This is a genomic window from Streptomyces sp. CG 926, from assembly GCF_003148825.1.
GTDB lineage: Bacteria > Actinomycetota > Actinomycetes > Streptomycetales > Streptomycetaceae > Streptomyces.
Window position 1 is genome coordinate 271,436 of record NZ_QGGZ01000012.1, and the last position, 11,261, is coordinate 282,696.

Annotated in this window: 10 protein-coding genes and 1 rRNA gene; 5 read left to right on the top strand and 6 right to left on the bottom strand. The window is 72.4% G+C overall.

Annotation, left to right across the window (positions count from 1 at the left end; genetic code table 11):
• Positions 1 to 41: 41 nt before the first annotated feature.
• The 3 genes from BCL76_RS30155 to mtrA are packed head-to-tail and all read right to left on the bottom strand — an operon-like array spanning position 42 to position 4,573.
• Entirely contained in the window at positions 42 to 1,916 is a 1,875-nt protein-coding gene (locus BCL76_RS30155) for an LpqB family beta-propeller domain-containing protein (protein WP_109782501.1), read from the bottom strand.
• Positions 1,906 to 3,852 carry an MtrAB system histidine kinase MtrB gene (mtrB, locus tag BCL76_RS30160; protein ID WP_109782539.1) on the bottom strand — a complete coding sequence of 649 codons (1,947 nt, stop codon included), beginning with the start codon at positions 3,850 to 3,852 and terminating at the stop codon, positions 1,906 to 1,908. Before mtrB ends, BCL76_RS30155 begins: the two co-directional genes overlap by 11 nt.
• A gap of 31 nt (positions 3,853 to 3,883) precedes the next feature.
• Positions 3,884 to 4,573 carry a two-component system response regulator MtrA gene (gene mtrA / locus BCL76_RS30165; RefSeq protein WP_199810456.1) on the bottom strand — a complete coding sequence of 230 codons (690 nt, stop codon included), beginning with the start codon at positions 4,571 to 4,573 and terminating at the stop codon, positions 3,884 to 3,886.
• A 313-nt stretch (positions 4,574 to 4,886) separates the two neighbouring features.
• Here mtrA and BCL76_RS30170 point away from each other — a divergent pair, with 313 nt between their 5' ends.
• The 5 genes from BCL76_RS30170 to BCL76_RS30190 are packed head-to-tail and all read left to right on the top strand — an operon-like array spanning position 4,887 to position 10,410.
• The gene (locus BCL76_RS30170) at positions 4,887 to 6,155 is read left to right on the top strand and encodes a glycerophosphoryl diester phosphodiesterase membrane domain-containing protein (RefSeq protein ID WP_109782502.1); all 1,269 of its coding nucleotides are present in this window, start codon (positions 4,887 to 4,889) and stop codon (positions 6,153 to 6,155) included.
• Between the two features lie 7 nt (positions 6,156 to 6,162).
• Complete coding sequence (locus BCL76_RS30175) at positions 6,163 to 6,843, top strand: DUF4129 domain-containing protein (RefSeq protein WP_109782503.1); 681 nt, start codon at positions 6,163 to 6,165, stop codon at positions 6,841 to 6,843.
• Positions 6,840 to 8,117: a DUF4350 domain-containing protein gene (locus BCL76_RS30180; RefSeq protein ID WP_109782504.1), complete on the top strand. Its 1,278-nt coding sequence runs from the start codon at positions 6,840 to 6,842 to the stop codon at positions 8,115 to 8,117. Before BCL76_RS30175 ends, BCL76_RS30180 begins: the two co-directional genes overlap by 4 nt.
• The gene (locus BCL76_RS30185; protein WP_109782505.1) at positions 8,114 to 9,100 is read left to right on the top strand and encodes an AAA family ATPase; all 987 of its coding nucleotides are present in this window, start codon (positions 8,114 to 8,116) and stop codon (positions 9,098 to 9,100) included. The genes BCL76_RS30180 and BCL76_RS30185 overlap by 4 nt, the downstream gene beginning before the upstream one ends.
• Positions 9,100 to 10,410, top strand: a complete 1,311-nt coding sequence (locus BCL76_RS30190) for a DUF58 domain-containing protein (RefSeq protein WP_109782506.1) — start codon at positions 9,100 to 9,102, stop codon at positions 10,408 to 10,410. The genes BCL76_RS30185 and BCL76_RS30190 overlap by 1 nt, the downstream gene beginning before the upstream one ends.
• Positions 10,411 to 10,414: 4 nt before the next feature.
• On the opposite strand, the gene BCL76_RS30195 is transcribed toward BCL76_RS30190, so the two are convergent.
• The 3 genes from BCL76_RS30195 to rrf all read right to left on the bottom strand — a co-directional run.
• Positions 10,415 to 10,705: a hypothetical protein gene (locus BCL76_RS30195; protein ID WP_109782507.1), complete on the bottom strand. Its 291-nt coding sequence runs from the start codon at positions 10,703 to 10,705 to the stop codon at positions 10,415 to 10,417.
• A complete protein-coding gene (locus BCL76_RS30200) occupies positions 10,702 to 11,058 on the bottom strand; it encodes a DUF6247 family protein (RefSeq protein ID WP_146228443.1) in 357 nt (118 codons plus the stop codon). The genes BCL76_RS30195 and BCL76_RS30200 overlap by 4 nt, the downstream gene beginning before the upstream one ends.
• Before the next feature lie 110 nt (positions 11,059 to 11,168).
• Positions 11,169 to 11,261: ribosomal RNA gene (gene rrf, locus BCL76_RS30205) — 5S ribosomal RNA — on the bottom strand; the annotation flags it as partial.

Sequence of the window (11,261 nt, forward strand, 5' to 3'; positions counted from 1 at the left end):
CGGTCCGCGACCCCTGTGGACAACCCGTACGCGAGCGCAGGTCAGCCCGGGTACACCGGAGACCGGCCACCCGCCACCGTGCGCCACTGCGCCCCCGGCGGCAGCCACACGATCCCGTCCTCCGAGTAGGCGACCACCGGCTTCGGCTTCGCCTCGTCCTCCGTGGCCGCGACCGCCACCTCCGACAGCCCGGTGGCCCCCGGCAGGCTCGCCGCGACCATGGAGCCGTCGGCCAGCATGTAGCGGGCCTGCTGCACGCCGCCGTTCTCCCGGCCCACCACCAGCAGCCGCCCGCGCGGCGCCCAGCTCATCGCCGTCACATCGACCATCTGCGGGGCCGCCGGACGCAGCTCGCGCACCGACACCGCCGAGGAGTCCGTCTTGCCGTCGGGCCGCTCGATCCGCCCCACGTACAGGACCTTGCCGCCCTCGGGCTGCTCCACCAGCAGCGCGATCCGCGCCCCGTCCGCGGACGCCTTCAGCGAGGCGATCCTGCGCCCGTCCAGCCCCGCCACCTGCACCTTCTCCGGCGTTCCGGCACCACCGGGCACCCGCCACAACCCCGGGGCCTGCGGATCCCGGTCCGCGACCCACAAATCACCCGAGGCGTCCCAGCTCGGCGCGGTCAGCAACGGCGCCTTGCCACCCCTGCCGATCGGCAACGGCTGCGGCATCGTGCCGCTCCCGACCAGCGCGACGACGTACAGCGCGTGCTCGTCCTCGGAGATCACGGCCGCCCGACGCTCGTCGTGCGAGACCGCCGCCGATCTGACCTTGAACCCCGGAGGCGTGGCCAGCGGCCCCGGCACCGATTCGAACCGGGCCTGCTGGTCCTCGCTGCTCGTGTCCAACTTCATCCGGACCAGCCGCTTGTCGTTGTCGACGAAGTACTGGAACTCGGGAATCTTGGGCCGACCCGCGATCGCGGCCGCACTGACCTCGCTCACCGAGCACAGCGAGGTCGACTTGCCGCCGGCCCGCACCAGTTCGACCTGGTCGAGCCGAGAGCCCGTCAGATCCTTCACCGTGTACAGCAGTTGGGTGGCCATCTTCTTGCACTGCGGCTGCGCGACGTTCTCGGCCTTCTCGTTGAGCGGCACGCGCAGCGTGTTCTGCCCGTCGTACGAAAGGGACTTGGTGCCCGGGCCCAGTTCCGTACCGGTGGGGAAGCTGGACTCCACGACCGGGGCCAGCCATCGCGAGGGCCCGGCCAGCAGCGACTGCACGGTCTGCGTGGTCGGGTCCATCCGCGAGTCCGGATCGGTGCGCTGACGCACGTAGACGGGGTCGGCGACGAGCGAACCGCCCGCGAAGTAGTACTTGTTGACCGGCATGTAGATGCGCTGGAAGTCCGACTCGCTGAGCACCAGCCCGCTCGGCGGGGTCGAGATCCGCCACTGCTTGTCCTCGTTCTGGACGAGCTGGAGATACTCCTCGTACTCCCTGGCCCCGGTCTGCGGCTGGTACGCGCTGTGCTCGTCGACGGTCGCGAGCTTCTTGCCGGTCACCTTCCAGCGGGGCCCCTCGGGGTCCTTCTCACCCCGGTTCGGAACCCGGTTGAGCCCGGAGGAGAGCACGGTGACGGCGGAGCTGGGCTTCCAGTTCTTCGCGGCGGCCTCGGTGAGGTACTTGCGGGCGGTCTCCAGCTGCGGGTCGTCGCTGGTCATCGCCTCCAGGAAGCCGTCGACGATCTCCGCCGGGCTGGCCTTGTCCGCGGGAGGTACGCCGAACACCCGCACCTGCGAGTCCACGCCCTGCGAGGCCTGCACCGGGCGGATGTCACCGCTGTCCGGCATGGAGGCACAGCCGGCGAGCAGCAGCCCGGCCGCCCCGAAGGCGTACGCCCGTACGGTACGCAGCCGCCGGCGCCGCACCCGCGCACGCCCCGCCCGCGCGTCCAAGGGCTCAGCGTCCATCGGCTCGGTCCTCCTGTTGTGCCTGGTCGGCCGGACGGGCCACGACCCTGGCCCCGTTCCCCGGCAGGGCCGTCGGGTCGGCGGGCACCGGCATCGCGCCCGCGACGGGCGAGCGCGGCGGTATCGACGAACGGTCACCGGCGTCGGCGGGCGTCCGGTCCGAGGCGATGCCCGCGGCCCGTGCCTGCGCCTCGGCGGCGGCCCTGGCCCGGTTGGCCCGCGAGTCCTCGGGCTCCAGCGGGATGGGCGAACCCCGCAACGGCTCGTCGGCCGTACGCGGCAGGGTCAGCCGGAACTGCGAGCCGCCACCCGGCTCGCCCCAGGCCTGCAGCCAGCCCCCGTGCAGCCGGGCGTCCTCGACGGCGATGGACAGGCCGAGGCCCGTCCCGCCGGTCGTACGCGCCCGCGCCGGGTCGGCCCGCCAGAACCGGTTGAACACGCGGGTGGCCTCGCCGGGCTTCAACCCGACCCCGTAGTCCCGCACGGCGACCGCGACGGCCCCGCCCGCGGACGCCAGCCGGACCACCACATCGCGTCCCTCGCCGTGCTCCACGGCGTTGACGACCAGATTGCGCAGCACCCGCTCCACCCGCCGGGCGTCCGCCTCGGCGATGACCGGCTGGGTGTCGCCGAGGACCCGGATCCGGGTGCCCTTGTGCTCCGCGAGGGGCTCGGCGCCGTCGATGACCCGGCGCACGACGTCCCGCAGGTCGATGGGCTCGGCCTCCAGGGCCGCGGCACCCGCGTCGAAGCGGCTGATCTCCAGCAGGTCGGCCAGGAGCGACTCGAACCGGTCGAGCTGCCCGGCGAGCAGCTCGGCGGAGCGCGCGGTGATCGGGTCGAAGTCGACCCGGGCGTCGTGGATGACGTCGGCGGCCATCCGCACCGTCGTCAGCGGGGTGCGCAGCTCGTGCGAGACGTCCGAGACGAAACGGCGCTGCATCCGGGACAGCTCCTCCAGCTGCTGGATCTTGTTCTGGAGGTTCTGCGCCATCTTGTTGAAGGCCTCGCCCAGACGCGCGATGTCGTCCTCACCGGTGACCTTCATCCGCTCCTGGAGCCGCCCGGCCGAGAGCCGCTCGGCGATCCCGGCGGCCATCCGGACCGGGGTCACCACCTGGCGTACGACGAGCCAGGCGATACCGCACAGCAGGACGACGACGAACAGACCCGCGGTCACGATGGTGACCTTGATCAGATTGAGGGACTCCTCCTCCTGCGTGAGCGGGAAGAGGTAGTACAGGTCGTATGGGTCGCCGTTGATGTCCGAGAGCCGCTTGCCGATGACCAGCGCCGGCTCGGGCTCCTTCGCCCCGTCCCCGCTGGTGTAGCGGATCTCGGAGAAGGTCTTGAAGGCGCCGGTGGCGTGGTTGACGGCCCGCCGCAGCCCCAGCGGGACGCTGGCGGTCGGGTCCACGTTGCCGGAGGCCCGGGCGCCCTTGACGCCCTGCGTCCCGGGCAGCGCCTCATCGCCCGTGCCCGCGCCCAGCGCGACGACCTCGAAAGCGCTCTGGCCACCACTGGCCAACTGCTTGACCAGGGAGTTCATCCACGTACTGGCGTCCCGGCCGACCTTGTTGTCGGTGGCGTCGGGCCCGTCCACCGTGGCCGGGGCGTTGGCCTTCTCCTGCGCCACCGCGAACCCGCCCGCGGCCTGGCTCTGCGCCGCCTCCTCCTTGGCTTCGAGGAGGCCCCTGCTGACCTGCGCGATGACGACGAAACCCAGCGCGAGGACCACGGCGAGCGAGATCAGCAGGGTGGCGGCGACCACCCGGAGCTGGATGTTGCGCCGCCACAGCCGGAGAGCCGGAAGCAGCGGGCGGCGCGCCAGGCGCAGGAACAGCCGCAGGACCCGGCTGCTCGACGCACGGTCCCGGAACAGCCGGCCGAAGCGCAGCTTCCACGGGCGGAAGCCGCCCGTGGCCCTGCCGGACATGCCGGACGTACCGGACGCGCCGGACTGCACGTCAGCTGGGTCCGGCCTTGTAGCCGACACCGCGCACCGTCACGACGATCTCGGGGCGCTCCGGATCCTTCTCGACCTTGGAGCGCAGGCGCTGCACATGCACGTTGACCAGGCGGGTGTCCGCCGCGTGCCGGTAGCCCCAGACCTGCTCCAGCAGCACCTCACGGGTGAAGACCTGCCAGGGCTTGCGCGCGAGGGCGACCAGCAGGTCGAACTCGAGCGGGGTCAGCGCGATGGACGCGCCCTCCCGCTTGACCGAGTGCCCGGCCACGTCGATGACCAGGTCACCGATGGCCAGCTGCTCGGGCGCGGGCTCCTCCGACCGGCGCAGACGCGCCCGGATCCGGGCCACCAGCTCCTTCGGCTTGAACGGCTTGACGATGTAGTCGTCGGCCCCGGACTCCAGGCCCACGACGACGTCCACCGTGTCGCTCTTGGCGGTGAGCATGACGATCGGCACGCCGGACTCGGCCCGGATGAGCCTGCACACCTCTATGCCGTCCCTTCCGGGCAGCATGAGGTCGAGCAGCACCAGGTCGGGCTTCGCCTCCCGGAAGGCAGCCAGCGCCTTGTCACCGTCCGCTACGAACGACGGCTCAAAACCTTCTCCACGCAGCACAATGCCGAGCATCTCGGCCAGCGCGGTGTCGTCGTCGACGACAAGGACTCGTCCCTTCATGCTTGACATCATCCCATTAGCTAATCGTTACCCGGCGGTGAGCTGTCCCACAGCCAAAAGGGCTGGAAATCGACCCTCGGACCTGCGTGGAGATCAGCCCCACCAGTCTGCCCCCGATCGGGTCGACTATTGAAGGTACGGGCTGCGGAGACCCCGCAGCACCGCCCGGGATCGACCGACCGGTCAGGATCGCCCCGAACCGACCCTCTCCGCCCCGCCGTCGCCCCCGATCCGCCGCCCACCCCCTACTCCGTTCGGGCCCCCTACGTGGCACGATGGCAGCGACCAGCGCCCCGCCGCGGCAGGCGCACATGAAGGAGTGACGATGAACGACTCTCCGGGCTGGGCTACGCCCGGATCCTCTCCGTCCGACGGCGAGCGGCCGGGCACCGACGGCGGCGCGCAACAGCCCGCAGCGCCCGCAGCGCCCGCACAGCCCGAACAGCCCGCGCAGCCCGCCGGCGACCCGAAGTGGTCCGCCGAGCAGCCGCCACCCGGTCAGTGGTCGAGCCCGGGCACCACGCCCGAGGCCCCGCAGGCACAGCCGCAGCCCACCGCGGGCTGGGGACAGCAGCCAGGCACCCCGCAGGCGGGCCCCGGCGGCCCCCAGTACGGCTACCCGGGCGGCCCCGGCCAGTGGGCCCAGGCCCAGGCCGCCAAGCCCGGTGTGATCCCGCTGCGGCCCCTGGGGCTCGGCGAGATCCTCGACGGCGCGGTCGCCACCATGCGCACCCACTGGCGCTCGGTCCTGCCGATCACCCTCGTCGTGGCCACCGTCGTCCAGGTCATCAGCGTGATCGTGCAGAAGTTCATGCTGGACGACCTCACCCTCACCGCGAACCCGGACGCCGGCCCCGAGGAGGTCTTCGACTCCCTCGGCAGCACCCTCGGCGCGTCCGCGGTGATCCAGTTCATCCAGTTCCTCGGGACGATCGTGGTCACCGCGATGCTCACGATGGTCTTCAGCCGCGCCGTACTCGGCCAACAGTCCTCGGTCTCCGGCGCCTGGCGCGAGGCCCGCCCCCAGCTGCTGCGCCTGATCGGACTCACCCTGCTGCTGGCCGTCGGCGCCGTCCTGCTCGGCGCCGTACTGATCCTGCCGGGCGCCCTCACCGACACCATCGGCCTCGCCGTCCTCGGCTTCGTCGTCTGGCTGCCGCTCCTGGTCTGGCTGGGCATCAAGTTCAGCCTGGCCTCGCCCGCCCTGATGCTGGAGAAGAGCAGCGTCTTCAAGGCCTTCGCCCGCTCCTCGAAGCTCGTCAAGAACACCTGGTGGCGGATCTTCGGCATCTCGATCCTCACCATGGTGATCGCCTTCTTCATCTCGGCGATGATCGTGGCCCCGTTCCAGATCATCAGCCTGCTCGCCTTCAGCGGTGGCATCGACGCCCTCGAGGACGGCAGCGGCATGAGCAACTGGGGCGTACTGATCGGCCCCGCGATCGGCCTGATCATCGCGCAGACCATCGTCATGCCCTTCCAGTCCGGCGTCACCGTCCTGCTCTACGTCGACCAGCGCATCCGCCGCGAGGGACTCGACCTGGAGCTCGCCCGGGCCGCCGGCCTCGAGAACTACGGCACGACCGGAGGCTGACGCACAGATGATGAGCACGGGGGGCCTCATCACCCGCGCCACGGCGCTCCTGCCGAACGCCGAGACACCACCGGTGACGACACCGCGCGAACCCGCCAGGGAAGCGGCCGAGCGCGAACTGTCCAAGCCGATGTACCACCAGAACGACCCGAGCCTGTTCGACCGCGCCCTGCGCAAGTTCTTCGACTGGCTCGACGACGTGCTCGGCGCCGCCTCCGGGGCCACCCCCGGAGGCGGCTTCGGCCTCTTCGTGATCCTCGTCCTCGTCGTCCTCGCCGTCGGCGCCCTCTGGTGGCGCCTGGGCACCCCCGGCCGGATCACCACCGGCGCGGGCGTCCTGTTCACCGACGGCACCCGCAGCGCCGCCGACCACCGCACCGCCGCCGACGCCCACGCCGCCGCCGGCCGCTGGACCGAGGCCGTCCAGGAACGCATGCGCGCCCTCGTCCGCTCCCTGGAGGAGCGCACCCTCCTCGACCCGCGCCCCGGCCGCACCGCCGACGAGGCCGCCGCCGAAGCCGCCCGCTCCCTCCCCGACCACGCCGCCGAACTCCGCGCCGCCGCCCGTACCTTCGACGACGTCACCTACGGCGGACGCACCGCCGACGCCGACACGTACGCCCGCCTGCGCGCCCTCGACCTCACCCTGGACCGCGCGAAGCCGCTGCTGACGGGACCCACCGCATGACCGGCCCGACCGACCCGGCCGCACCGACGGCGCTCTCGGCCCCGCCCACCCCGGCGGCACAGGAGCCCGAGGGCACCGCCCCCCTCCCCGCACCCGGCGACGCCGACGCCGAGTCGCGCACCCGCCGAATCCGCGGGATCCGCCGCGCCCTCACCGCCGTTGCCGTCCTCGCCGCCGGCGTCATCGCCACGGCCGCCCTCAACTCCGGCTCCCGCCACGGCTACCTCGACCCCCGCACCACCGACCCCTTCGGCAGCCACGCCGTCGCCGAGCTCCTGAAGGAACGCGGCGTCACCACCCGCGTCGTCACCACCGCCCGCGAGGCGGCCGACGCCGCCGGCCCCCGCACCACCCTCCTGGTCACCGACCCCGACCGGCTCGGCGCCACCCAACGCGGCGTCATCCGCTCGGCCATCGACCTCTCCGGCGGCCGCACCGTCCTGCTCGCCCCGAGCAGCCACAGCCTCACCGACCTCTCCCCCGGCGCGCACACCGCGGGCGACGCCGACACGGAACACCCCGACCCCGGCTGCACCTTGCCCGCCGCCACCTCGGCCGGCCGTGCCGACACCGGCGGTGGTCTGCGCTACCGCACCACCCTCCCCGGGGCCACCGCCTGCTACCCCAGCAGCGGCGACCCCACCCTCCTCGTCCTCCCCACCGGCCCCACCGGCGGCGACACCGTCCTCCTCGGCTCCGAGACGATCCTGCTCAACGAGTCCCTCGCCGACGAGGGCAACGCCTCCCTCGCCCTCCAACTCCTCGGCTCCCGCCCGAACCTGGTCTGGTACCTGCCGTCCCTCGCGGACTCCGACCCCGACACCGCACCCTCCGACGAGGACAAGAGCCTCCTCGACCTCGTCCCGGCCGGCTGGTCCTGGGCCCTGCTCCAACTCTTCGTCGCCGCCGCCCTCGCCGCCCTCTGGCGCGCCCGACGCCTGGGCCCCCTCGTCACCGAGAAGCTCCCCGTCGCCATCCGCGCCTCCGAGGCCACCGAGGGCCGCGCCCGCCTCTACCGCAAGGCAGACGCCCGCGACCGCGCCGCCACCGTGCTGCGCGCCGCCACCCGCGAACGCCTCGCCGCACTGGTCGGCGTACCGCACACCCAGGCCCACGACCCCGCGGCACTGGCCCCGGCCGTCTCCGCCCGCCTGACCGGCGAGCCCCGGGACGTGACCGCCCTCCTCTTCGGCACCACCCCCTCCGACGACGCGGCACTCGTCGCGCTCGCCGACCACCTCGACGCCCTCGAAAGAGAGGTCCGTACGTCATGACGTACCCGGCCACCGAGTCCACGGCAGTGACCGCGGACAGCGCCCGCGCTTCCCTCGAAGCGCTCCGCACCGAGATCGGCAAGGCCGTGGTCGGTCAGGACTCCGCCGTCACCGGCCTCGTCGTCGCGCTCCTGTGCCGCGGCCACGTCCTGCTCGAAGGCGTCCCCGGCGTCGCCAAGACCCTCCTCGTCCGCGCCCTGGCCGCATCCCTCGAACTCGACACCAAGCGCGTCCAGTTCACCCCGGACCTGATGCCGAGCGACGTCACCGGCTCCCTCGTCTACGACGCCCGCACCGCCGAGTTCTCCTTCCAGGACGGCCCGGTCTTCACCAACCTCCTCCTGGCCGACGAGATCAACCGCACCCCGCCCAAGACCCAGTCCTCCCTGCTCGAAGCCATGGAGGAACGCCAGGTCACGGTCGACGGCAAACCGCGCAAGCTCCCCGACCCCTTCCTCGTCGCCGCCACCATGAACCCGGTCGAGTACGAGGGCACGTACCCCCTCCCGGAAGCCCAGCTGGACCGCTTCCTGCTCAAGCTCACCGTCCCCCTCCCCTCCCGCGAGGACGAGATCGGGGTCCTGACCCGCCACGCCGCCGGCTTCAACCCCCGCGACCTGCACGCCGCCGGCATCCGCCCCGTCGCCGGCCCGGCCCAACTCGAAGCCGCCCGACAGGCCGTCGCCCAGGTCACCGTCTCCCCCGAGATCGCCGGCTACGTCGTCGACCTCTGCCGCGCCACCCGCGAATCGCCGTCCCTCACCCTCGGCGTCTCCCCCCGCGGCGCGACCGCCCTGCTGGCCACCGCCCGCGCCTGGGCCTGGCTCACCGGCCGCGACTACGTCACCCCCGACGACGTCAAGGCCCTCGCCCTGCCGACCCTGCGCCACCGCGTCCAGCTGCGCCCGGAAGCGGAGATGGAGGGAGTCACCGCCGACGCAGTCATCACGGCGATCCTCTCCCACGTCCCCGTCCCGCGCTGATGGCCCTCACCGGACGCGCCGCCCTGCTGGCGGCCCTCGGCAGCATCCCGGTCGGGCTCCTCGAACCGAGCTGGACCGGCATGCTCGCGGTCAACGGCCCGATCGCCCTGGCCTGCGCGCTCGACGGCGCCCTCGCGGCGCCCGTACGCGGCCTCGTGCTGGCCCGCTCCGGCGACACCTCGGTCCGCCTCGGCGAACCGGCGGACGTCCACCTCACCGTCACCAACCCCAGCGGCCGCAAGCTCCGGGCCCGCGTCCGCGACGCCTGGCCCCCGAGCAGCTGGCTCCCGGGCACGGAAGCCGCCGCGTCCCGGCACGAGGTGGTCGTCCCCGCGGGTGAACGCCGCCGGCTGACCACCCGGCTGCTGCCCACCCGTCGCGGCGACCGGCAGGCTGACCGCGTCACGATCCGCTCCTACGGCCCCCTCGGCCTGTGGGCCCGCCAGCGCTCCCAGGTCTCGCCCTGGACCGTCCGGGTCCTGCCGCCCTTCACCAGCCGCAAGCACCTCCCGTCCCGGCTGGCCCGCCTGCGCGAACTCGACGGCCGCACCAGCGTGCTGACCCGCGGCGAGGGCACCGAGTTCGACAGCCTGCGCGACTACGTCCCCGGCGACGACACCCGCTCCATCGACTGGCGCGCCACGGCCCGCCAGAACAAGGTGGCCGTCCGCACCTGGCGCCCCGAACGCGACCGGCACATCCTCATCTGCCTCGACACCGGCCGCACCTCGGCGGGCCGCGTCGGGGACGCCCCCCGCCTGGACTCCGCGATGGACGCGGCCCTGCTCCTGGCCGCCCTGGCCACCCGCGCAGGGGACCGCGTGGACCTGCTGGCCCACGACCGCCGCCCGCGCGCCCAGGTCCAAGGCCGCTCGGCGGCGGACACCCTCCCGTCGTTCGTCAACGCGATGGCCACCCTGGAACCGGAACTGGTCGAGACGGACGCCAGGACCCTGGTCTCCACCATCCTCCGCAGCGCCCCGCGCCGCTCCCTGGTGGTCCTTCTGACGAGCCTGGACGCGGCCCCGATCGAAGAGGGCCTGCTCCCGGTGCTCCCCCGTCTCACGCAGCGCCACACGGTCGTGCTGGCCTCGGTCGCCGACCCACACGTCGCGGCCATGACAAGTTCTCGAGGCACGGTGGAGGCCGTCTACGAGGCCGCCGCCGGCACCCAGACCCAGGCTCAACGCCGCCGCACGTCGGACCAGCTCACCCGCCACGGCGTCCACGTGGTCGACGCCACCCCGGACACCCTGGCCCCGGCCCTGGCGGACGCCTACCTCGCCCTGAAGGCGGCGGGCCGCCTCTGACCGGTCAGAGATTGACCCGCTTGAGATAGACCCGGCAGCGGTGCCTGATGGTCTGGTACCAGACCATCAAGTGCTCGTCCTCATAGGTACGCAGCCGCATGGGTGCCGGATCTTCGTACAGGCTGCCGCTCTTCGGGTCGATGCCCATCGCGGCGAGGTCCACCAGACCGTCCATGATCCGACAGACGAATGCCTGGTGGCCGTCAGCCATATCACCAAGCACCCACGCGCGGCTCGGGTCGCACTCCCACGCCCAGCCTTGCTCGTTCTCGACAGCCTCCCCGCGGTCGGTCACAGACCGATCTCCCGCTGGGCCTCCGCCAGAATGCGGCTGCTGGTCTCCATGGATGCCTGGAAGGCCTTTTCTCCCGTCGTCGGGTCGCCCGCGACGCGCTCGGCTTCGGCAAGAGCCGCAGACCTCATCGGCCATCGGTGAATGGCGACGTGAGTCGCCCACTTGATCAGAAAGAACCGTAGCGGGTTGATGGCCCCCGTCTCGGCTGCCCGGTCGAACGCCTCGTGACACTCCTTGTCGAAGACCGCCAGACTCGGCATGTCCAGCCGCCTCACGGCGTCACGAAGCGCCTCACGAGTCATCGCCGGCTGAGCGATGAGCGGGCCACCGGCTTCTGCGTGCTGTGCTGTCATCGTGTCCTCCACAGAGAACCCTAGGATACTGAACCCCGTTTGGCCCGTGAACGCAGAAAAGCCCCGCACCGAACCCTTACGGGTTGGTGCGGGGCTTTCCCACAATGATTGTTCGGCGGCGTCCTACTCTCCCACAGGGTCCCCCCTGCAGTACCATCGGCGCTGAAAGGCTTAGCTTCCGGGTTCGGAATGTAAACCGGGCG

What these genes read in the sequence shown, in the direction of transcription:
- BCL76_RS30155 (WP_109782501.1), bottom strand. Translation starts at nt 1,916, where the DNA reads ATGGACGCTGAGCCCTTGGACGCGCGGGCGGGGCGTGCGCGGGTGCGG.
- mtrB (WP_109782539.1), bottom strand. Translation starts at nt 3,852, where the DNA reads ATGTCCGGCAGGGCCACGGGCGGCTTCCGCCCGTGGAAGCTGCGCTTC.
- mtrA (WP_199810456.1), bottom strand. Translation starts at nt 4,573, where the DNA reads ATGATGTCAAGCATGAAGGGACGAGTCCTTGTCGTCGACGACGACACC.
- BCL76_RS30170 (WP_109782502.1), top strand. Translation starts at nt 4,887, where the DNA reads ATGAACGACTCTCCGGGCTGGGCTACGCCCGGATCCTCTCCGTCCGAC.
- BCL76_RS30175 (WP_109782503.1), top strand. Translation starts at nt 6,163, where the DNA reads ATGATGAGCACGGGGGGCCTCATCACCCGCGCCACGGCGCTCCTGCCG.
- BCL76_RS30180 (WP_109782504.1), top strand. Translation starts at nt 6,840, where the DNA reads ATGACCGGCCCGACCGACCCGGCCGCACCGACGGCGCTCTCGGCCCCG.
- BCL76_RS30185 (WP_109782505.1), top strand. Translation starts at nt 8,114, where the DNA reads ATGACGTACCCGGCCACCGAGTCCACGGCAGTGACCGCGGACAGCGCC.
- BCL76_RS30190 (WP_109782506.1), top strand. Translation starts at nt 9,100, where the DNA reads ATGGCCCTCACCGGACGCGCCGCCCTGCTGGCGGCCCTCGGCAGCATC.
- BCL76_RS30200 (WP_146228443.1), bottom strand. Translation starts at nt 11,058, where the DNA reads ATGACAGCACAGCACGCAGAAGCCGGTGGCCCGCTCATCGCTCAGCCG.